Annotated in this window: 20 protein-coding genes; 12 read left to right on the top strand and 8 right to left on the bottom strand. The window is 69.6% G+C overall.

Going from position 1 to position 20163, the window contains the following annotated elements; all coding sequences use genetic code 11:
- Positions 1 to 107: 107 nt before the first annotated feature.
- Positions 108 to 1217 (bottom strand): NAD(P)/FAD-dependent oxidoreductase, encoded by a 1110-nt coding sequence (locus BSE24067_RS18560; RefSeq protein ID WP_151067172.1) that lies wholly within the window; start codon positions 1215 to 1217, stop codon positions 108 to 110.
- A gap of 134 nt (positions 1218 to 1351) precedes the next feature.
- Complete coding sequence (locus BSE24067_RS18555) at positions 1352 to 2332, bottom strand: AAA family ATPase (RefSeq protein WP_151067171.1); 981 nt, start codon at positions 2330 to 2332, stop codon at positions 1352 to 1354.
- Positions 2333 to 2560: 228 nt separating this feature from the next.
- On the opposite strand from BSE24067_RS18555, the gene BSE24067_RS18550 reads away from it, so the two are divergent.
- The 8 genes from BSE24067_RS18550 (at position 2561) to BSE24067_RS18515 (ending at position 10633) form a co-directional block, all read left to right on the top strand.
- The gene (locus BSE24067_RS18550) at positions 2561 to 3289 is read left to right on the top strand and encodes a nitroreductase (protein ID WP_151067170.1); all 729 of its coding nucleotides are present in this window, start codon (positions 2561 to 2563) and stop codon (positions 3287 to 3289) included.
- Between the two features lie 146 nt (positions 3290 to 3435).
- Positions 3436 to 3924, top strand: a complete 489-nt coding sequence (locus BSE24067_RS18545; RefSeq protein ID WP_151067169.1) for a hypothetical protein — start codon at positions 3436 to 3438, stop codon at positions 3922 to 3924.
- Positions 3925 to 3929: 5 nt separating this feature from the next.
- Positions 3930 to 4760, top strand: coding sequence for an endonuclease/exonuclease/phosphatase family protein (locus BSE24067_RS18540; protein ID WP_151067168.1), 831 nt, complete (start codon positions 3930 to 3932; stop codon positions 4758 to 4760).
- A 287-nt stretch (positions 4761 to 5047) separates the two neighbouring features.
- Positions 5048 to 5818: a ferredoxin--NADP reductase gene (locus BSE24067_RS18535; RefSeq protein WP_059583944.1), complete on the top strand. Its 771-nt coding sequence runs from the start codon at positions 5048 to 5050 to the stop codon at positions 5816 to 5818.
- Between the two features lie 415 nt (positions 5819 to 6233).
- A complete protein-coding gene (rqpS, locus tag BSE24067_RS18530; RefSeq protein WP_151067167.1) occupies positions 6234 to 7055 on the top strand; it encodes a quorum system sensor histidine kinase RqpS in 822 nt (273 codons plus the stop codon).
- Positions 7056 to 7062: 7 nt separating this feature from the next.
- The gene (gene rqpR, locus BSE24067_RS18525; RefSeq protein WP_151067166.1) at positions 7063 to 7719 is read left to right on the top strand and encodes a response regulator transcription factor RqpR; all 657 of its coding nucleotides are present in this window, start codon (positions 7063 to 7065) and stop codon (positions 7717 to 7719) included.
- Positions 7720 to 7922: 203 nt separating this feature from the next.
- The gene (locus BSE24067_RS18520) at positions 7923 to 9329 is read left to right on the top strand and encodes a branched-chain amino acid transporter BcaP (RefSeq protein ID WP_151067165.1); all 1407 of its coding nucleotides are present in this window, start codon (positions 7923 to 7925) and stop codon (positions 9327 to 9329) included.
- A 278-nt stretch (positions 9330 to 9607) separates the two neighbouring features.
- On the top strand, positions 9608 to 10633 hold the full coding sequence (locus BSE24067_RS18515) for an XdhC family protein (protein WP_151067164.1): 1026 nt from the start codon (positions 9608 to 9610) through the stop codon (positions 10631 to 10633).
- Between the two features lie 155 nt (positions 10634 to 10788).
- Here the strand turns inward: BSE24067_RS18515 and BSE24067_RS18510 are convergent, their stop codons facing one another.
- The 6 genes from BSE24067_RS18510 to fliE all read right to left on the bottom strand — a co-directional run bounded on the left by BSE24067_RS18510 (position 10789) and on the right by fliE (position 14953).
- Positions 10789 to 11523 (bottom strand): PepSY-associated TM helix domain-containing protein, encoded by a 735-nt coding sequence (locus BSE24067_RS18510; protein ID WP_151067163.1) that lies wholly within the window; start codon positions 11521 to 11523, stop codon positions 10789 to 10791.
- Positions 11524 to 11790: 267 nt separating this feature from the next.
- Positions 11791 to 12111: an EscU/YscU/HrcU family type III secretion system export apparatus switch protein gene (locus tag BSE24067_RS18505; protein WP_151067162.1), complete on the bottom strand. Its 321-nt coding sequence runs from the start codon at positions 12109 to 12111 to the stop codon at positions 11791 to 11793.
- Entirely contained in the window at positions 12108 to 13487 is a 1380-nt protein-coding gene (fliK, locus tag BSE24067_RS18500) for a flagellar hook-length control protein FliK (protein WP_174904821.1), read from the bottom strand. The genes BSE24067_RS18505 and fliK overlap by 4 nt, the downstream gene beginning before the upstream one ends.
- 75 nt (positions 13488 to 13562) lie before the next feature.
- The gene (locus BSE24067_RS18495; RefSeq protein WP_151068613.1) at positions 13563 to 13895 is read right to left on the bottom strand and encodes a flagellar protein FliT; all 333 of its coding nucleotides are present in this window, start codon (positions 13893 to 13895) and stop codon (positions 13563 to 13565) included.
- Complete coding sequence (gene fliS / locus BSE24067_RS18490; protein ID WP_151068612.1) at positions 13892 to 14326, bottom strand: flagellar export chaperone FliS; 435 nt, start codon at positions 14324 to 14326, stop codon at positions 13892 to 13894. The genes BSE24067_RS18495 and fliS overlap by 4 nt, the downstream gene beginning before the upstream one ends.
- Positions 14327 to 14608: 282 nt before the next feature.
- Positions 14609 to 14953 (bottom strand): flagellar hook-basal body complex protein FliE, encoded by a 345-nt coding sequence (fliE, locus tag BSE24067_RS18485; protein ID WP_151068611.1) that lies wholly within the window; start codon positions 14951 to 14953, stop codon positions 14609 to 14611.
- A gap of 248 nt (positions 14954 to 15201) precedes the next feature.
- On the opposite strand from fliE, the gene fliF reads away from it, so the two are divergent.
- Genes fliF through fliI form a run of 4 tightly spaced genes read left to right on the top strand, consistent with a single transcriptional unit; the run spans position 15202 to position 20161 of the window.
- The gene (fliF, locus tag BSE24067_RS18480; protein WP_151068610.1) at positions 15202 to 16965 is read left to right on the top strand and encodes a flagellar basal-body MS-ring/collar protein FliF; all 1764 of its coding nucleotides are present in this window, start codon (positions 15202 to 15204) and stop codon (positions 16963 to 16965) included.
- Positions 16955 to 17950, top strand: a complete 996-nt coding sequence (gene fliG / locus BSE24067_RS18475; RefSeq protein WP_151068609.1) for a flagellar motor switch protein FliG — start codon at positions 16955 to 16957, stop codon at positions 17948 to 17950. The genes fliF and fliG overlap by 11 nt, the downstream gene beginning before the upstream one ends.
- The gene (gene fliH, locus BSE24067_RS18470) at positions 17943 to 18626 is read left to right on the top strand and encodes a flagellar assembly protein FliH (RefSeq protein ID WP_151068608.1); all 684 of its coding nucleotides are present in this window, start codon (positions 17943 to 17945) and stop codon (positions 18624 to 18626) included. The genes fliG and fliH overlap by 8 nt, the downstream gene beginning before the upstream one ends.
- Positions 18620 to 20161, top strand: coding sequence for a flagellar protein export ATPase FliI (fliI, locus tag BSE24067_RS18465; protein WP_151068607.1), 1542 nt, complete (start codon positions 18620 to 18622; stop codon positions 20159 to 20161). The genes fliH and fliI overlap by 7 nt, the downstream gene beginning before the upstream one ends.
- Positions 20162 to 20163: the final 2 nt, after the last annotated feature.

Here is a 20163-nt window from a genome sequence, read left to right as displayed (position 1 = left end):
AAGAGCATAACCGCCAAGCGAATGAATGTGCGCGCCGAAATGCCGGAGATAAGGAATTTCACACACGGGATTGCACACGGCCGGCCCGCCCGCGCGGGCCGAACCCGTCACGCATACGACGTCATGTCCCCGACCCGCTGCGCGAGCGCGAGCGATGCGGTCAGCCCCGGCGATTCGATGCCGAACAGGTTCACGAGCCCGCGCACGCCGTGCTGCGCGGCGCCCTGCACGATGAAGTCGGCCGGCGGCTCGCCGGGCCCCGCGAGTTTCGGCCGGATCCCGGCGTAGGCCGGCTGCAGCGCGCCGTCGGGCAGCGCCGGCCAGTACGCGCGGATCGACGCATAGAACGCCTGCGCGCGCGCCGGATCGACTTCGTAGCGCAGCGCATCGACCCACTCGACGTCCGGGCCGAAGCGCGCCTGCCCGCCGAGATCGAGCGTCAGGTGCACCCCGAGCCCGGCCCGGTCGGGCATCGGATAGACGAGATGCGAGAACGGCGCACGCCCGGACAGGCTGAAATAGTTGCCGCGCGCGAGATAGAGCGGCGGCACCCAGCGCGGGTCGAGGCCGCGCGTGCGGCGTGCGAGCGCCTGTGCGCCCAGGCCCGCGCTGTTGATCACGCATGCGGCGTCGATTTCGGCCGGCGCGTCGCCGCCGGTGCGCACGACGAAGCGGCCGCCGCGCAGCACGTCGATCGACTCGACCGGAGATCTCAGCGCGCACGTCGCGCCGTTGCGTTCGGCGTCGCCGAGCAGCGCGAGCATCAGCTGGTGACTGTCGACGATGCCGGTGCTCGGCGAGAACAGCGCTTCCACGCATTCGAGCGCGGGCTCGAGCGTCTGCGCCTCGGTGCGCGTGAGCGGCATCAGGTCGAGCACGCCGTTTTCCGCCGCGCGCGCGGCGATCGCCTTCAACTGCTTCACCTGCGCGGCGCTCGTCGCGACGAGCAGCTTGCCCACGCGCCGGTGCGGCACGTGATGCGTGTCGCAGAATTCGTACAACAGATCGCGCCCGCGCACGCACGACGTCGCCTTCAGCGAGCCGCGCGGGTAGTACAGCCCCGCGTGAATCACCTCGCTGTTGCGCGAACTCGTGCTCGTGCCGATCGCGTCGGCCGCCTCGAGCACGATCGTCTCGCGCCCGCGCAACGCGAGCTCGCGCGCAATCGCCAGACCGACGACGCCCGCGCCGATCACCACACAATCCATCTGCTCCATAGCGTTTCGTGTCGCTCACGCGTCGAAGGGAGAGATAAGAATTGTACGTCCCGGTTCGCCCGCCCGCCGGTGCATGCGCATCCATGTATACGCGCGATTGCGTGCCGCGCGGGACGGCCACGCGCGCCGCCGGCTCAGAATCCGATCGGCCGGCGCTTCGCCGCTCCTTCGTCCGCGCGGATGTCGGCCGGCGCGATCACGTCGCGGCCGTCGAGCCGCGCGGCGCCGAACGCATGCAGCAGCGCGCGGCGCATCGTGCGCGGCGGCGTCGCGGCCAGCACGTCGAGCACGTCGTCGTCGAGCGTGTCCGGAAAACGCCGCCCCCACGCGTGCGACGTGCGGATCTCGTCGTAGATCGTCCGCGCGATCCGTCGCGCGCCCGCGGCATCCGGCGGCGCGATCTCGTACACGTTCATCCGGTTCAGCAGCGGCTCCGGAATCGCGTGCGCGTCGTTCGCGGTCGCGATCCAGATCACGTTGCCCGCATTGATCGGCACTTCGGCGAATTCGTCGACGAACGCGCGCGCGGTGTCGTGCTCGAGCAGCGCGTACAGCGCGCCGAGCGGATCGTATTGCGCATCGCTGCCGGCCTTGTCGATCTCGTCGACCGCGATCACCGGATTCGCATAGCTGCCGTTCACGAGCGCATCGAACACCTTGCCCGGCTTCGCGTTCTTCCACTGCGACGACGCGCCCGACAGGATCCAGCCGGCCGTCAGCGAGCTCATCGGCACGTAGTGGTACGCGGTGCCGAGCAACTGCGCGAGCGCCTTCGCGAAGTGCGTCTTGCCGATCCCCGGCGGCCCGAGCAGCAGGATCGGCATCAGTTCGAGCCGGTCTTCCGTCTCGAGGCACAGCGCGACCTGCTTGCGCACGTCGCCGAGCGGCTCGGTGAAATTGGGCAGCGCGTCGCCGAGTTCGTCGAACGACGGCATCCGGTTCGGCTTCACGCAAAAGCGCAGATTGCCGGTCTTGAGCATCCGCTCGTAAGTGGCGCGCAATGCATCGCTCGCGCTCTCGTTCAGGTCGTTCAATGCGGTCTCGACCTGCTCCAGGTCGTACACCGTGCTGAAGGACGCCACCGCCAGTTCCTGTTTCACCATCGCCGTCGTCATACCAACCTCGCTGCTGCTGCCGTTACACACTCATCAGACCCTTACGATTTTCAGTGTAGCGATCCCGCACGCGCGTGCAAGCAAGCAGCCGCCCGCATCTGCTGCTAACACCGCGCGCGCCTGCAGCGTCATGCCGCGCGGCGTATCATCAATGATTCACCGGCCGTCGCGCCGGGCTTGCCGGCGACGCGTGGGCGGCGCCGCGCGCTTCGTTTCGAAGGGTTGCCGATGTCCGTTCCCGCTGCCGAACCGCGCGTCGATACCGACGCCTGCCGCGCCGTCGAAGCCGTCGACGCCGCGCTCAAGTCGCGCCGCGCGATTCGCGCGTTCCTGCCCACGCCGGTGCCGCGCGACACGCTCGAGGCGATCCTCGAAGCCGCGAGCCGCGCGCCGTCGGGCACCAACATCCAGCCGTGGCGCGTGTACGTCGCGACCGGCGCGACGCGCGATGCGCTCGCCGCGGCCCTCACCGCCGCATACGACGATCCGGCGCGCGACGAGAAATACGTCGCCGAGTACGACTACTATCCGCGCGAATGGGTGTCGCCGTATGTCGACCGGCGCCGCAAGGTCGGCTGGGATCTTTACGGGCTGTTGAACATCGGCCGCGGCGAAAAGGCCCGCATGCACGCGCAGCACGCGCGCAACTTCCGCTTCTTCGACGCGCCGGTCGCCATGTTCTTCACGCTGGATCGGATCATGACGCACGGCGCATGGCTCGACTGCGGGATGTTTCTGCAGGGCGTGATGACGGCCGCCCGCGCACGCGGGCTCGACACCTGCCCGCAAGCCGCGTTCGTGCCGTTTCACCGGATCGTCGCCGAGCATCTCGGCATCCCCGCGAACGAACAGCTCGTCTGCGGCATGTCGCTCGGCCATGCGGATCCGGACGCGATCGAGAACCGCCTCGTCACCGAGCGCGCGAGCGTAGTCGAGTTCGCGCGCTTTTACGCTTGAAAACGCGCGGCGTGCACCTACCTTTCGAGCAGGACCGGATCGTGCTGCGAACCTGCCGCGCCGGATCCGGTCACACCACCGTCCGAATCGATCGGGCGTAAGATGTGCGTCCGTTCCCCGCTATCCCGCGTTTCCGGAGAAGTTCGATGCTGAAACACGGCCTGGCCGTCCTGCTCGCGAGCGTCGCGCTCGCGGCCCATGCGCAGAGCCCCGCACCGGCCGCCGTCGCATGGGAAATCCAGGTGGTGCGCGACGGTCAGACGATCGACACGTTCCAGCAGCGCACCACCGTCGGTCAGACGCGTACCGACACGCATCGCTATCCGTCCGCCGTGCCCGTCGGCTGCGGCAACGCCGCGCGCGTCGTGCCGACCGAGCGCTCGCGCTCCGTGACGGTCGCGCCGCTCGCCGTCGACGCCGCCGCGCACACCGTGTCCCTCGCGCTCGACGTGCAGGAAACCCTCGACGACGAAACCGCGACGCGCAGCGATCCGTGCCTGCCCGCGTCGCCGCGGCAGATCGTCGCGAGCCATCCCGGGCTCGCGGTCGGCGCCGATGCGTGGACCGACTGGACGCTCGTCGAGCAGCATCCGCATCTCGTCTACCGCGTGCGCGCGCACGTCGCACAGGACTGAGCGCCATGTCCGCCGACGCCCTGTCCTTGCCGTTCGCCGAACCGCACGCGGCTCCCGACGAAATCACCGCGGTCAGCTGGAACCTGCACAAGGGCCGCTCGCCGCTCGGCTTCACCGCATGGAACGCGATGCGCAACTGGATGCAGTCGACGCACGCCGACGTGTATTTTCTGCAGGAAGCGATGGCGCGCCGCATGCCGCGCCCGATGCTCGCCGCCGGCTTCGGCGCGCCGATGGACGATGCGGTCGACGACGTATGGCACTGCCAGGCCACCGAAATCGCGCAGGCGCTCGACTGGCAGATCGCGCTCGGGCCGAACGTGTTCAAGCCGTCGTGGCGGCACGGCAATGCGATCCTGTCGCCGCATCCGCTCGACCTCGGCGGCCGCTGGGACATCTCCGCGCACCGCTTCGAGCGGCGCGGGCTGCTGGTCGCGCGCGCAACGCTCGCCGGCTCGCGCCCGGTCACGCTGCTGTGCGCTCACCTCGCGCTCACGCGCGCCGCGCGGCTGCGCCAGATGCACTGGATCGCGCACTGGATCGTGCGCAATGCGGGCGACGACCCGCTCGTGCTCGCCGGCGACTTCAACGACTGGCGCAACGATTCGGTCGCGCTGTTCGGCGAGATCGGGCTGTCCGAGGTCGCGACGCTGCTCGGCGAGTCGGGCCGCACGTTCCCCGCGTTCTCGCCGGCGCTCGCGCTCGACAAGATGTTCGTGCGCGGGCTGACGCCGCTCGAATGGCAGGCGCCGTCCGGCGAAACCGCATGGCTGTCCGACCACCTGCCGTACATCGCGCGGCTGCGGCTCGATCGGGCGCCGCCGGCCGCGCAGTGAGCGCCGGCCGCGTGGCGCGCGCGTCGCCGGTTTCGCCGCGACACGCGCGGCCGGCCCCTGAAAGCTCGTTGAAATGATGCGTTGTGCCAAATCCGCGCAGCCGCGCGGGTCAAGCCCGCATCCGTCCCAAGCAGGGTAAAATAACGAGTTACTCAAACGTCTGTCATCGAGAGGGCGCGTGTCCGACGCGCCGGCCGGCCGATCCGCGATCGGGCCGACGCACTCGGTTTTTTGCCCGTTTTTGGGCCCGTTACACGCGTCCGCTACGCGCGTCCGTTTTCAAAGCCATGAGCAAATACGACACCGCCACCGTCCAATCCGTCCATCACTGGACCGACACGCTTTTCAGCTTCACCTGCACCCGTGAGCCGAGCCTGCGCTTCAACAACGGCGAATTCACGATGGTCGGCCTCGAGGTCGACGGCAAGCCGCTCGCGCGCGCCTACTCGATCGTCAGCCCGAACTACGAAGAGCACCTCGAGTTCTTCAGCATCAAGGTCCAGAACGGCCCGCTGACGTCGCGCCTGCAGCACCTGAAGGTGGGCGACACCGTGCTGATCGGCAAGAAGCCGACCGGCACGCTCGTCGCCGACAATCTGCTGCCGGGCAAGACGCTGTGGATGCTGTCGACCGGCACGGGCCTCGCGCCGTTCATGTCGATCATCCGCGACCCGGACATCTACGATCGCTTCGACAAGGTCATCCTGACGCACACGTGCCGCCTGAAGGGCGAGCTCGCGTACATGGACTACATCAAGCACGATCTGCCGGGCCACGAATACCTCGGCGACATCATCAAGGAAAAGCTCGTCTACTACCCGACGGTCACGCGCGAAGCGTTCGACAACGAGGGCCGGATCACCGACCTGATCGCGACGGGCAAGCTGTTCACGGATCTCGGCGTGCCGGCGTTCTCGCCGGAAAACGACCGCGTGATGCTGTGCGGCAGCACCGCGATGCTGAAGGACACGACCGAACTGCTGAAGCAGGCCGGCCTCGTCGAGGGCAAGAACAGCGCACCGGGCCACTACGTGATCGAGCGTGCATTCGTGGACTGATCCATCCCCGAATTTGTGCCGCATCAAGAACCGGAGCGAAAGCTCCGGTTTTTTTTCGTCCGGACTTGGCGAATTCGTAACAAACTGCGACCATGCCTGGGCAAATCGTTACATTTGGATACGCCGTCGACCAGCGCTTTCGTGTCGGTGTTTTTCCTACAACACCTTCATTCCGATTATTCACATTTACCCTTAAATGTCCGCCCAGCATGACGTTTTCCAATTTTTTGGGATATTATTCGCCCCGCGTGGTCGCCGATCGGGCGAGCATCGGAGGGTCGGACTCAAACGTTACAAGATGTAACTTTTGTTACCTTGGCATGAGTCGATTCTCTGACGCCGGCGGCCCTCGAAACGGCAGCCGATCCACGCAGCCAGCCGGTGTCTGAACCGCTTTCTGACAGCAGGGAGAGTCATGGATACGTCGCTCAACGCGCCCCCCGGCGCCCACGCCCCGTTCCCGTCGCGGCAGCTCGCACACGGCTGCACCGCGACTGCCGTCATCGTCGACGCCCTCCCCCAACGTGGCGAACGCGACGCGTGCGCCGCGCGAATCGCGGCGCTGTCCACCGAACTGATGGCCGCCGACGAAGCGGCCCGCCGCCATCTGGCCGGCGAATTGCATGACGGGCTCGGCGCCGAACTCACCGCCGCCCGCTTCGCACTCGCAAACGTTCAAACCTGGCTGCCGGCCGATGCGCCGGACGGCTGCCTGCGCGCGCTGGAACTCGCGCAGCGGGCGCTCGACGCGGCGACCGACGCGAACCGCCGGCTGATCGACGAGCGCGACACGCCGGCGCTCGACGGCGGCCTCGTCGGCGCGCTGTCGGCGTGGGTCGACAGCCACGCGGCACGCACGGGGCTGCGCACGAGCTTCGTCTGCGCGGCCGACGCGCGGCTCACGCAGCTCGGCGGCGCCGGCGCGCTCGCGATCTTCCGCGTCGCGCAGGAAGCGCTGTCGAACGTCGCGAAGCATGCGCGCGCGGCGTCCGTCGACGTACGGATCGATACCGACGGCTCACATCTGTGCCTGATCGTCGCCGACGATGGGACCGGTTTCTCCCGCAGCCGGCGTGCCGGCTACGGCCTTGCCGGCATGCGCGCGCGCTGCGAGGCATTCGGCGGCAGCTTCGACGCGGGCGCGCCGGCATCGGGCCGCGGCACACGCGTCACCGCGCGCTTCGCGTGGGCTTCGCTGTTCGCGGTGCCGGCCGCCGCGCGCCGCACGTCGCGTTGAGGTCGCCATGAGCCTGAACATCCTGCTCGTGGACGATCACGCGATCGTCAGGCAAGGGATCCGCCACCTGCTGATCGACCGCGGCGTCGCCCGGGAAGTCACTGAAGCCGAGACCGGCGCCGACGCGATGGCTGCTGTCGATCGCGACACGTTCGACGTGATCCTGCTCGACATCTCGCTGCCGGACACGAACGGCATCGAGTTGCTCAAGCGCATCAAGCGCAAGCTGCCCGCGACGCCGGTGCTGATGTTCTCGATGTACCGCGAGGATCAGTACGCGGTGCGCGCGCTGAAGGCCGGCGCGGCCGGCTACCTGTCGAAGACGGTGAATGCCGCGCAGATGATCGGCGCGATCCAGCAGGTCGCGGCGGGCCGCAAGTACGTGAGCCCGGCGATGGCCGAGGCGCTCGCCGAATACGTGTCGTTCGAGAACGAACCGCTGCCGCACGAAAAGCTGTCCGACCGCGAATACCAGACGCTCTGCATGCTCGCGTCCGGCAAGCGCCTCACCGACATCGCGAACACGCTGTCGCTGTCGGTGAAGACGGTCAGCGTGTACCGGTCGCGGCTGCTCGAGAAGATGCGGCTGTCGAACAACGCGGAACTCACGTTCTACGTGATGAGCAACCGGCTCGTCGACATGGCGCCCGCTTCGGGCGCGTAATCCGAGGGCGTCCCCGCACCGGCATCGCACGATGCGCGGCGCCGGCGCAGCCGCCGCCCGTTGCGTGCAAGCGCTTGTTTTATCGAACGATTCCCGCACCCACCGCTGCGCCGCAGCGGGTCTTTCACGCCAAATCGGCTAAAATTCCGGGTTTTCACTCAGTCGGCGCCGCCGGGTTCGCGCGCGCTGGAGACTCATCCGCAATGTCCCTCTTCCGCAAGAAAAACGTCGATCGCATGATCGCCGGCGCGCACGGCGCCGGGCTCAAGAAAGCGCTCGGCGCAATCGACCTCACCTTCCTCGGCATCGGCGCGATCATCGGCACCGGCATCTTCGTGCTGACCGGCACGGGCGCCGTGCAGGCCGGCCCGGCACTGATGCTGTCGTTCGTGATCGCCGCGATCGCGTGCGGCCTCGCGGCGCTGTCGTACGCCGAATTCGCGTCGACGATTCCGGTCGCGGGTTCGATCTACACGTACTCGTACGCGACGCTCGGCGAGCTCGTCGCGTGGATCATCGGCTGGGACCTGATGCTCGAATACGGCCTCGCGGCGTCGGCGGTGTCGGTCGGCTGGTCGGGCTATCTGCAATCGCTGCTGCAGGGCTTCGGGCTCACGCTGCCGACCGTGCTGACGGCCGCGCCCGGCGCGGTGCCGGGCGCCACCACGTGGTTCAACCTGCCCGCGTTCCTGGTGATGCTCGTGATCACGACGCTGCTGTCGATCGGCATTCGCGAGTCGACCCGCATCAACAACGTGATGGTGTTCATCAAGGTGTCGGTGGTGCTGCTCGTGATCGCGGTCGGCCTGTTCCACGTGACGCCCGCGAACTGGCAGCCGTTCATGCCGCACGGCTGGAACGGCGTGTTCGGCGCGGCAGCCGTGATGTTCTTCGCGTTCATCGGTTTCGACGCGGTGTCGTCGGCGGCCGAGGAAGTGAAGAACCCGAAGCGCGACCTGCCGATCGGCATCATCGCGTCGCTCGCGGTGTGCGCGGTGCTGTACGTGACGGTCGCGGCCGTCGCGACGGGCATCGTCCCGTCGGCGCAGTACGCGAACGTGTCGCACCCGATCTCGTATGCGCTGCGGATCGCCGGCGAGAAGTGGGTCGCGGGCTTCATCGACCTCGGCGCGGTGCTCGGCATGCTGACCGTGATCCTCGTGATGAGCTACGGCCAGACGCGGATCATCTTTGCGATGTCGCGCGACGGACTGCTGCCGGCCACGCTGTCGCGCGTGCATCCGCGCTTCGCGACGCCGTTCCTGACGACCTGGCTCGTCGGCCTGTTCTTCGGGCTGATCGCGGCGCTCGTGCCGCTCAACGTGCTCGCCGAGCTGATCAACATCGGCACGCTCGCCGCGTTCTCGATGGTGTCGATCGCGGTGCTGGTGCTGCGCCGCACGCACCCGGAACTGCCGCGCGCGTTCCGCTGCCCCGGCGTGCCGGTGGTGCCGATCCTCGCGGTCGGCGCATGCCTGTTCCTGATGCTGAACCTGCAGCCCGTCACGTGGGCCGCGTTCGGCATCTGGCTCGTGATCGGTCTCGTGATCTACTTCCTGTATTCGCGGCACCACTCGAAGCTGGCGCGCGCTCAGCACGACGCGCACTGACCCGTGCCGCCGCGCGCATCCCACGCGCGGCGGCACACTGCCGCACCGGGCCATGACCGGCCCCGTGCGGCACGCTCCTCCGTCCCGTTGTTGTGAACCCGCCGCCGTGCGTGCGCCGTGCGCCGCATCCGGCTGCACGATCGTCGCGATGTCTTGCCCGATCGTCCGGATTTGCGCGTGCCGCGCGCACGCCGCCTGCACGCGCGCGCCGGGCGGTTCATAATCGCGCCATCGAACGACGGTCCGCCGCGGCGGGCCTCCGGCAACAGGAACACATGATGGAAAGCGTCGATCTCGATGTACTGAAATCCAGCGCGCGCTGGCTCGACGAAGGGCGCCGCGTGCTGCTCGTGACGGTCGTGAAGACGTGGGGCTCGTCGCCGCGCCCCGAGGGCGCGATGCTCGCGGTGCGCGAGGACGGGCTCGTGGTCGGCTCGGTGTCCGGCGGATGCATCGAGGACGACCTGATCGCCCGCGTGCATGCGAGCGGGATCGCGGCCGATGCGCGTCCGGAGGCCGTCAAGTACGGCGTGACGGCCGAGGAAGCGCACCGCTTCGGGCTGCCCTGCGGCGGCACGATCCAGCTCGTGCTGGAACCGCTCACGCGCGACAGCGGAATCGCCGCATTGTGCGCGGAGGTCGAGGCCGGCCGGCTCGTCACGCGCACGATGACGCTCGCGACCGGCCGCGCATCGCTGTCGCCCGCGCAGGCGACCGACGGGCTCGCGTTCGACGGCGAGCGGCTCGTGACGATCCACGGGCCGCGCTACCGGATGCTCGTGATCGGCGCGGGGCAATTGTCGCGCTATCTGTGCCAGATCGCGGTCGGGCTCGACTACCAGGTGACGGTCTGCGATCCGCGCGACGAATACACGGATGCGTGGGACGTCGCGGGCACGCGCGTCGTGCGTACGATGCCCGACGACACGGTGCTCGACATGAAGCTCGACGCGCGTTCGGCGGTGATCGCGCTCACGCACGACCCGAAGCTCGACGATCTCGCGCTGATGGAGGCGCTGAAAACGCCCGCGTTCTACGTCGGCGCGCTCGGTTCGCGGCGCAACAACGCGGCGCGGCGCGAGCGGTTGCTGGAATTCGATCTGAGCGCCGCGGAACTCGCGCGGCTGCACGGGCCGGCCGGCATCTACATCGGCAGCCGCACGCCGCCGGAAATCGCGATCTCGATCCTCGCGGAAGTCACCGCGGCGAAGAACAACGTGTCGCTGCCGACGATCCTGCAGGTCGAGGGTGCGAAGGCGGCGCGCGAAATCGCGGCGAACGGCGGCGCGACCTGCGGGCTTTGAGGCGGGCGGCGGTGTATGGCCGCTGCGTTGGGGCCTCGGGGCGTCGGGGCGCTAGGATGCCGGCGCGCTAGGGCGCTAGGGCACTGGAGCACTGAAGCTTCGAAGCGCCGAAGCGCCCGGCGTGCACCGGCGGCAGAGCCGGCGTGTTCCGACCTTCAGGCCAGCCCCGCGGCGAGCGCAGCGGCCACCGACCCGACCACCAGCACGACGCCGACCGTGCGGCGCTTGTTCAGCTCCGTCCACAGCAGCACGCCCGTCAGCGACAGCAGGATCAGCGAACCCGCGATCGTGTCCATCAGCAGCACCCAGCCGAGATTCATGCCGACGCCGCGATGCAGGTTGTTCAGCGTCGTCAGGAACGTGTTGCCGGTGCGCTTCACCGACACGTAGCCGTTGCCGACCCAGTATTCGGCCTGCAGGTTCTGGTGCGGCCCGAACACGCCCATCTGCCAGTGCTCGGGCTGCATCACGCGCCGGTCGCCCCACGCGACCGGCTGCGCAGGCTCCTTGCGCACGCGGCCCGGCCGGCCGTCGAAGTGCAGTTCCTGCTGCAGCCATTTCGTCATCGCGGCCGGCGACTTCGGCGCCGGGTCCGGCAACGCGATCTGCATCTCCTCGACCTGCGGCTCGCCGGTCGAGATCTTCAGCGGCGGCGCGCGGTGGTTGAGCACCACTCCCGTCACGCCGAACAGCAACCCGAGCACAGCCCCCCACAGCCCGACCCAGCCATGCACCTTGCGCAGCCACTTGATGAAGGTCGCGCGGCGCGAGCGCTGGCGGCGCACCGCGCGTTCGGCGTCGGTCAGCGGACGTGCGGCCGGATGCAGCACGGTGACGCCCGCGGCGGGCGTGCCCGCCGGCGGCGGGGCGATCGTTTCGGGCGCGTTCACGCGAAAGCTTCCATTCGTTCAAAGCAACGGGCGGCGCACGGAGAAACGTGCACCGCCCGCAGTGTCATGAGATGAGAATGAATATCATTACACAAACGACGTGACGGCTCAATCGGTCCGCTCGCGGCCCGCGTCGAAGAACCGGCGGCAATGGCCGCCGATGCGCGCTGAACCCGGATGAATCGCACACCGATGAACGAAGATGGCGGCAAAATCGCCGCGACGGGCGCAAACGGCGTTTCGCAGAAAAACGACGCGCGCGGCCGCTCAGCGGCGCGGCGGGGGCAACGGGAAGCGCGGCGCGGTGTCGCCCGCCTCGGGATCGGTGCGATCGAGCGCGTACAGCCACGCGAGGAGATCGGCGACGGCCTGATACAGCTGCGGCGGAATCCGGTCGTCGAGGTCGACCTGCATAAGCAGCGACACCATCTCCGGCGCCGTATGCACGTACAGCCCCGCATCGCGCGCACGGGCGACGATCATGTCCGCAAGCAAGCCGTAGCCCTTCGCGACCACGCGCGGCGCGGTATCGCCGCCCTTCGGATCGTAGACGAGCGCAGCCGCGCGCTTGCGGGACGCCATGCTCATCGCGGCCCCTCGTCGTCGCCCGGCATCCCGCCGGCTGCGCCGCGCGCATACGCGAGCGCCGCGGCCTGTGCGACGAGCGGGTCGAAGGCGTCCGGCTCGTCGCCGACCGCGCGGATCGACAGCCCGCCGAGCTGCAGGCCGGAGCCCTCCAACCGCTGCCGCAGCGCGGCTTCGTGGCGCGTGAGGCGGTCGGCGCCGGCCGAATTCGCGCGCAGGCGCGCGACGAGCTGCTTGCCGTTCAATACCAGTTCCGCGTCGACCGTGCCGAGCGACGGCAGCGTCAGCGTGAGCCGCGTGCGCCACGCGATGCCGTCGCCGGCGTCGTCGCCGCCGCGCGACGCGTGGCCGCCCGGATCGTCCGGCTCGATCGTCCAGTCGAGGCGCGCGCCTGGCCACGCTTCGCCCGTCCAGCGGAACTGGTCGGTCGCGAGCGCGTCGAGTTGCTGGCGAACCAGCGGCACGGCGGCCGGATGCACGGGAGCCGACGCCTGCGCCTGCGGATCGGCCGACGCGGCGGCCAGTTCGGCACGCGCGGGCGTCCAGTGCGTGCCGGGATGATCGCCGGGCAGGTCGAGTATGTCGGCCGGGCTCGACGCCGCGCCTGGCCGCGCTGCCGCCTGCGCGTTCTGCGGGGTTTGCTGGGTCTGCGCGAGCGGATGAGCCGCACCGGGCGCCGCGGGTGCGCCGGACGGCACGGCGGTTCGCGCGGCAGCCACCGGCAACGGCAGGCGCTGCGCGAGCAGTTCGTCGAGCTCGTCGGGTGTCGCGTGTTGTGCGGCGTCCGCCGCGGCCTGCACCGGCACGGTCGCGAGCCGCGCCTGCGGTTCGCGCATCAGCGCGGCAAGCGGACGTTGGCCGGCCAGCCACTGCGCGAGATGAGATTCGTAGAACAGACCGCTTTCGCCGACGGCCTGCGCGAGCGCGGCGCGCAACGCCGCAATGGGTGGCGCGGGAGACGCGGCCGCCGCGGCCCGGGCGGCCGCCACGTTGGCGGCCGGTGAGCCAGCTGAGGCAGCAGATGAAGATGCGTGTGGACCGGCAGCGCGCGCCGGGTCCGGCGGCACGGCCGGCGCCGCGCTCAGCAGCACGGACGGATCGGCGAGCAACGGCGCGCGTCCCGCGATCGCGGGCGTCGCGACGCCGCCCGAGCGCGAGATCGCGTCGAGCACGAGCGCGACATCGGACAGCGCGGTCTGTGCGGAAGCCGGCGCCGCGGCCGGCGGCGCACCCGTGGACGACGGCGACGACGCGCCGGCGCCCGGCGTGCCGACCTGCGCGGTCACGCCGCCGCCGGCAGGCGCCGTCACGGTGCCGGTCAGCAGGCTGTCCAGGCGGCTCGCCAGCACGGCAGCCGCAACGGAGTCGATACCGGTCATGATCGGAGCCTGCTCACCTCAGTCACTTCGTTGCGAATCCGGGCACGCGGCAATCGCCGCCCCGGCAACCGGGCACTACCCGCGCGCGCGGTACAGATCGGTCAATACCTGGGTCGAACGCCGCGCCTCGAACAGCGCGGACAGCCGCGCGACTTCCGGGCTCGCGAGGTCGCGGATCGCCGCGTCGTCGGCGAGGATCCGGCGGATCAGCGCCAGCTTGCGGCCGAGATCCGATTCGTCGAGCGCGACACCCGGATCGGCCTCCTTCAACCCGTCGACGAGCCGCAGGAATTCGGCCTGCAACGCCGGCAGCGCGTTCCAGTCGGCCCCGCGCGCGGCGGACAGCATCCGGCCCGACACGGCCGCGAGCGCCTCGTAGCGGGCGAAGTATTCGGCCTTCAGATTCATCGCACCGCGTCCGCCGCCTGTTGCGCGGCCATCCGGGCGACTTCCGGCGCGATGCCCGTCCACGCTTCCTCGAGCGTGGCGAGCAGCCCGTCGACCTCGACCAGCATCGCGTCGCTCGCATGCAGGTTGGCTTCGAGCAGACGCCGGCCGATATACGCGTACAGCGCGTCGAGCCGCCCCGCGATCTCGCCGCCCGCGTCGCGGTTCAGCGACGCCTGCAGCCCGCTCTCGACGATCCCGATCGCCTTGCCGATCGCTTCGCCGCGAGCGGCCACGTTGCCTTGCTGCAAGTGCATGCGCGCGAGCGCGACGGCCTGCCGCGCGCCCTGGTACAGCATCGCGATCAGCCGGTGCGGCGACGCGCCCATCACCCCGGTCTCGACGCCGACACGCGCGTACGCATTGGCTCCAGCGTGTCCTGGGGAAAACATGCGCTTCTCCTTGTGATGCGTTTGCTATGCGGCCGCCGCCCTGCATCGCACGGCGCGGCCTTGTTCCGGAGTTATCGGAAGGGAATTGGAAAGCTTTAGGCGGGTGGATTGCCGGTCCGGTCGCGCCGCGGCGGGTTCCGGGGGCCGTCAGCGGAAAGCCGTCGCTACGGGATGTCCATGTCGGCGGCTCGCCGGCTGCGAAGGCCGGTCGCCGGCTGGCCATCCCGGCATGCCCGCCGCCGGTCGCCCGTCCAGGATGCCCGCCGCCGGTCGCCCGTCGCATCAAACCGACATCTGCATGATGTCGTTGTAAGCGCTCACCAACTTGTTGCGAACCTGCAGCCCGAACTGGAAACCGATGTTGGCCTTCTGCATGTCGACCATCACGTCGTTCAGCGACACGTTCGCCGCACCGACCTCGAACGCCTGCGCCTCGCCGAGCGCGTGCTGCTGGTCGCCGCTGATCTTGTCGAGCGACGCCTTCATCGCGCTCGCGAACGTGCCGGCGGCCGCCGCGCCCGAGCCGGCGAGCGCGGCCGTCGGGCTCGCGACGCCGCCGCTCGCCTGCGCGGCCATTGCCTGCATCTGTTGCAACACCGAACCGATTCCGCTGACGTTCGCAGCCATGCTGTCCCCAGACATAAGAGAAGTGACCCGGCGTACCGGGCGTGTGCGCCGGCGCCGCACGATGCGCACCATGCCGGATCGCGAAAAAGGATAGCAGCGCGGCGCACGCCAAAGCCGTGAAAGTACGGGGGAAACCCCGCTCTTTTCGGTCGATCGGAGTCGCGCGCGGGTCCCGATAATCGCATCGTGTCATTGTCCGTCCGCTCGTCCGAGCGGCTCAGTCGTCCCGCTCCGGAGAAACTCCACGCATGGATTCGCAGGCCAACTCGCTGATCAACCCCGACGCTCGCACGGGCCTCGCCAGCCCGGTGCCAGGCGCCACCGCGGCCGCCGCGTTGCCGGGCGCAGGCGGCGCCGGCGCGGACTTCGGGTTCGGCGGCTTCGCGGAACGGATTCCCGGCATCTCGCGGATGAAGGGCAACCCGAAGCTGCCGTTCGTGATCGCCGTCGCGTTCGCGATCGCCGCGATCACCGCGCTCGTGCTGTGGAGCCGCGCGCCCGACTACCGCGTGCTGTACAGCAACCTGTCGGACCGCGACGGCGGCGCGATCATTGCCGCGCTCCAGCAGGCAAACGTTCCCTACAAGTTCGCCGATGCCGGCGGCGCGATCCTCGTGCCGTCGAACCAGGTGCACGAGACGCGCCTGAAGCTCGCCGCGATGGGGCTGCCGAAGGGCGGCTCGGTCGGCTTCGAGCTGATGGACAACCAGAAATTCGGCATCAGCCAGTTCGCCGAGCAGATCAACTACCAGCGCGCGCTCGAAGGCGAGCTGCAGCGCACGATCGAATCGATCAACGCGGTGCGCGGCGCGCGCGTGCATCTCGCGATCCCGAAGCCGTCGGTGTTCGTGCGCGACAAGGAAGCGCCGAGCGCGTCGGTGTTCGTCGACCTCTACCCGGGCCGCGTGCTCGACGAGGGCCAGGTGCAGGCCATCACGCGGATGGTGTCGTCCGGCGTGCCCGACATGCCGGCGAAGAACGTGACGATCGTCGACCAGGACGGCAACCTGCTGACGCAGACGGCGTCGGCATCCGGCCTCGACGCGAGCCAGCTCAAGTACGTGCAGCAGGTCGAGCGCAACACGCAGAAGCGCATCGACGCGATCCTCGCGCCGATCTTCGGCGCCGGCAACGCGCGCTCGCAGGTCAGCGCGGACATCGATTTCTCGAAGCTCGAGCAGACGTCGGAAAGCTACGGCCCGAACGGCACGCCGCAGCAGGCCGCGATCCGCAGCCAGCAGACCAGCACCGCGACCGAGCTCGCGCAGGGCGGCGCGTCGGGCGTGCCGGGCGCGCTGTCGAACACGCCGCCGCAGCCGGCATCCGCGCCGATCGTCGCCGGCAACGGCCAGAGCGGGCCGCAGTCGACGCCGGTCAGCGACCGCAAGGACCAGACGACCAACTACGAGCTCGACAAGACGATCCGCCACGTCGAGCAGCCGATGGGCAACGTGAAGCGGCTGTCGGTCGCGGTCGTCGTCAACTACCAGCCGGTCGCCGACGCGAAGGGCCACGTGACGATGCAGCCGCTGCCGCCCGCGAAGCTCGCGCAGATCGAGCAGCTCGTGAAGGACGCGATGGGCTACGACGAGAAGCGCGGCGACTCGGTGAACGTCGTGAACAGCGCGTTCTCGACCGCGGCCGATCCGTACGCCGACCTGCCGTGGTGGCGCCAGCCCGACATGATCGCGATGGCGAAGGAAGCGGCGAAGTGGCTCGGCATCGCGGCGGCCGCGGCGGCGCTCTATTTCATGTTCGTGCGCCCGGCGATGCGCCGCGCGTTCCCGCCGCCCGAGCCGGCCGCGCCGGCCCTTGCCGCGCCGGAGGAAATCATCGCGCTCGACGGCCTGCCCGCGCCGGAGCAGGCAGACGAGCCGGATTCGCTGCTGCTCGGCTTCGAGAACGAAAAGAACCGCTACGAACGCAACCTCGACTATGCGCGCACGATCGCCCGCCAGGATCCGAAGATCGTCGCCACCGTCGTGAAGAACTGGGTGTCCGATGAACGCTGAAGGCCTGACCAAGAGCGCGCTGCTGCTGATGTCGATCGGCGAGGAAGAGGCCGCTGAAGTATTCAAGTTCCTCGCGCCGCGCGAGGTGCAGAAGATCGGCGCCGCGATGGCCGCGCTGAAGAACGTCACGCGCGAGCAGGTCGAGGACGTGCTGCAGGAGTTCGCGAAGGAAGCGGAGCAGCACACCGCGCTGTCGCTCGATTCGAGCGAGTACATCCGCTCGGTGCTGACCAAGGCGCTCGGCGAGGACAAGGCCGGCGTGCTGATCGACCGGATCCTGCAGGGCAGCGACACGAGCGGCATCGAGGGCCTGAAGTGGATGGACTCGGCCGCCGTCGCCGAACTGATCAAGAACGAGCATCCGCAGATCATCGCGACGATCCTCGTGCACCTCGACCGCGACCAGGCGTCCGAGATCGCGTCGTGCTTCACCGAGCGGCTGCGCAACGACGTGCTGCTGCGGATCGCGACGCTCGACGGCATTCAGCCGGCCGCGCTGCGCGAGCTCGACGACGTGCTGACCGGCCTGCTGTCCGGCAGCGACAACCTGAAGCGCAGCCCGATGGGCGGCATCCGCACCGCGGCCGAGATCCTGAACTTCATGACGAGCCATCATGAAGAAGGCGTGCTCGAAAGCGTGCGCCAGTACGACGCCGACCTCGCGCAGAAGATCGTCGACCAGATGTTCGTGTTCGAGAACCTGCTCGACCTCGAGGATCGCGCGATCCAGATGGTGCTGAAGGAAGTCGAATCGGAAACGCTGATCATCGCGCTGAAGGGCGCACCGCCCGCGCTGCGCCAGAAGTTCCTCGCGAACATGTCGCAGCGCGCGGCCGAGCTGCTCGCCGAGGATCTCGACGCGCGCGGCCCGGTGCGCGTGTCCGAAGTCGAGACGCAGCAGCGCCGGATCCTGCAGATCGTGCGCAACCTCGCCGAGAGCGGTCAGATCGTGATCGGCGGCAAGGCGGAAGACGCGTATGTCTGATTCCGCGCGCGACCGCGCCGGCACCCTCACCGCGTACCAGCGGTGGGAGATGGCGTCGTTCGATCCGCCCCCTCCTCCGCCGCCGCCCGACGACGCGGCAGCGGCGGCCGCCGCGCTCGCCGAGGAACTGCAGCGCGTGCGCGACGCCGCGCATGCCGAAGGCCATGCGGCCGGCCACGTCGAAGGCCAGGCGCGCGGTTATCAGGCCGGCTTCGAACAGGGCCGCGAGCAGGGCTTCGCGGCCGGCCAGGCCGAAGCCCGTGAACAGGCCGCGCAACTGGCCGCGCTCGCCGCATCGTTTCGCGAAGCCGTGGCGAGCGCCGAGCACGATCTCGCGTCCGACCTCGCGCAGCTCGCGCTCGACATCGCGCAGCAGGTCGTGCGCCAGCACGTGAAGCACGACCCCGCCGCGCTCGTCGCGGCCGTGCGCGACGTGCTCGCCGCCGAGCCGGCATTGTCCGGCGCGCCGCATCTCGCAGTGAATCCGGCCGACCTGCCCGTCGTCGAAGCGTATCTTCAGGACGATCTCGACACGCTCGGCTGGACCGTGCGCACCGATGCATCGATCGAGCGCGGCGGCTGCCGCGCGCACGCGGCGACGGGCGAGGTCGACGCGACGCTGCCTACCCGCTGGCAACGTGTCGCCGCCGCGATCGGCAAGGTGAGCACGTGGTGACGCGCACGCCCGAGTCGCTCACGCACGGCGGCATGACGCCGCTCGAGCGTGAGCTCGCGCTCGCGTCGTTCGGGCCCGAAGGCGCGCACGCCGCCGAGCCGCATCCGGCCAGCGCGCCGGCCGATACGCGGCGCGCGCCGCACAATCCGCATCTCGCGCACTGGCGCACGCACCTGAACCAGCTCGCCGTGCGCAGCCAGCGCGCGCTGCCGCTGCGCCCGTGCGGGCGCCTCACGCGCGCCGCGGGGCTCGTGCTCGAGGCGATCGGGCTGCGCCTGTCGGTCGGCGCCGAATGCACGATCGAACTGCCGCCCGGCAGCACGCTGCCGCGTGCCGAAGCGGAAGTCGTCGGGTTCTCCGGCGATCGTCTGTTCCTGATGCCGACCACCGACGTCGCGGGCGTGTTGCCCGGCGCGCGCGTGTGGCCGCTGGAAAGCGCGCCGGCCGCCGATCCGCTCGCCGCAGCAAGCACGGGCGCAAAGCGGCTGCCGGTCGGCTGGGAGATGCTCGGGCGCGTCGTCGATGCGTCGGGCCGCCCGCTCGACGGTCTCGGCCCGCTCGCGTCGAAGGCCGACGCGCCGCTGTCCGCACCGTCGATCAATCCGCTCGATCGCGAGCCGATCCACCATGTGCTCGACGTCGGCGTGCGCGCGATCAACGGGCTGCTCACCGTCGGCCGCGGGCAGCGCATGGGCCTGTTCGCCGGTTCCGGCGTCGGCAAGTCGGTGCTGCTCGGCACGATGGCGCGATACACCAGCGCGGAAGTGATCGTGATCGGGCTGATCGGCGAACGCGGCCGCGAAGTGAAGGAATTCATCGAGCAGATCCTCGGCGAGGACGGGCTCGCGCGCTCGGTCGTCGTCGCCGCGCCGGCCGACGTGTCGCCGCTGTTGCGGATGCAGGGCGCCGCGTACGCGACGTCGCTCGCCGAGTATTTCCGCGACCAGGGCAAGCACGTGCTGCTGCTGATGGATTCGCTGACGCGCTACGCGATGGCGCAGCGCGAGATCGCGCTCGCGATCGGCGAGCCGCCGGCGACCAAGGGATATCCGCCATCGGTGTTCGCAAAGCTGCCCGCGCTCGTCGAACGCACCGGCAACGGGCCCGAAGGCGGCGGCTCGATCACCGCGTTCTACACGGTGCTGACCGAAGGCGACGACCAGCAGGATCCGATCGCCGATTCGGCGCGCGCGATCCTCGACGGCCATATCGTGCTGTCGCGCGCGCTCGCCGAGGCCGGCCACTATCCGGCGATCGACATCGAGGCGTCGATCAGCCGCGCGATGACCGCGCTGATCGACGAAACGCATCTCGACCAGGTGCGGCAGTTCAAGCAGATGCTGTCGCGCTACCAGCGCAACCGCGACCTGATCGCGGTCGGCGCGTACGCGCCCGGCCGCGACGCGCAGCTCGACCGCGCGATCGCGCTCTACCCGCGCATCGAATCGTTCCTGCAGCAGGGCTTTCGCGAATGCGCGCCGTTCGCATCGAGCCTCGCCGCGCTCGATGCGCTGTTCGACGGACACGGAGGCTGATT

Origin of the sequence: Burkholderia latens, from assembly GCF_902499045.1 — a bacterium.
Classification (GTDB): Bacteria; Pseudomonadota; Gammaproteobacteria; order Burkholderiales; family Burkholderiaceae; genus Burkholderia; species Burkholderia latens.
Note: the sequence above shows the minus strand (reverse complement) of the source record. Positions and strands in the feature narration are given on the sequence as shown.

Bases quoted from the DNA above. Each gene is read 5' to 3' on its own strand.
- BSE24067_RS18505 (WP_151067162.1), bottom strand. From the start codon at position 12,111: ATGAGCATGGCGTCCCGCAAGCGCGCGGCTGCGCTCGTCTACGATCCG.
- BSE24067_RS18520 (WP_151067165.1), top strand. From the start codon at position 7,923: ATGTCCCTCTTCCGCAAGAAAAACGTCGATCGCATGATCGCCGGCGCG.
- BSE24067_RS18515 (WP_151067164.1), top strand. From the start codon at position 9,608: ATGGAAAGCGTCGATCTCGATGTACTGAAATCCAGCGCGCGCTGGCTC.
- BSE24067_RS18545 (WP_151067169.1), top strand. From the start codon at position 3,436: ATGCTGAAACACGGCCTGGCCGTCCTGCTCGCGAGCGTCGCGCTCGCG.
- fliF (WP_151068610.1), top strand. From the start codon at position 15,202: ATGGATTCGCAGGCCAACTCGCTGATCAACCCCGACGCTCGCACGGGC.
- rqpR (WP_151067166.1), top strand. From the start codon at position 7,063: ATGAGCCTGAACATCCTGCTCGTGGACGATCACGCGATCGTCAGGCAA.
- BSE24067_RS18535 (WP_059583944.1), top strand. From the start codon at position 5,048: ATGAGCAAATACGACACCGCCACCGTCCAATCCGTCCATCACTGGACC.
- fliK (WP_174904821.1), bottom strand. From the start codon at position 13,487: ATGACCGGTATCGACTCCGTTGCGGCTGCCGTGCTGGCGAGCCGCCTG.
- BSE24067_RS18540 (WP_151067168.1), top strand. From the start codon at position 3,930: ATGTCCGCCGACGCCCTGTCCTTGCCGTTCGCCGAACCGCACGCGGCT.
- rqpS (WP_151067167.1), top strand. From the start codon at position 6,234: ATGGATACGTCGCTCAACGCGCCCCCCGGCGCCCACGCCCCGTTCCCG.
- BSE24067_RS18560 (WP_151067172.1), bottom strand. From the start codon at position 1,217: ATGGAGCAGATGGATTGTGTGGTGATCGGCGCGGGCGTCGTCGGTCTG.
- fliS (WP_151068612.1), bottom strand. From the start codon at position 14,326: ATGTTTTCCCCAGGACACGCTGGAGCCAATGCGTACGCGCGTGTCGGC.
- BSE24067_RS18555 (WP_151067171.1), bottom strand. From the start codon at position 2,332: ATGACGACGGCGATGGTGAAACAGGAACTGGCGGTGGCGTCCTTCAGC.
- fliG (WP_151068609.1), top strand. From the start codon at position 16,955: ATGAACGCTGAAGGCCTGACCAAGAGCGCGCTGCTGCTGATGTCGATC.
- BSE24067_RS18495 (WP_151068613.1), bottom strand. From the start codon at position 13,895: ATGAATCTGAAGGCCGAATACTTCGCCCGCTACGAGGCGCTCGCGGCC.
- fliH (WP_151068608.1), top strand. From the start codon at position 17,943: ATGTCTGATTCCGCGCGCGACCGCGCCGGCACCCTCACCGCGTACCAG.
- BSE24067_RS18550 (WP_151067170.1), top strand. From the start codon at position 2,561: ATGTCCGTTCCCGCTGCCGAACCGCGCGTCGATACCGACGCCTGCCGC.
- fliE (WP_151068611.1), bottom strand. From the start codon at position 14,953: ATGGCTGCGAACGTCAGCGGAATCGGTTCGGTGTTGCAACAGATGCAG.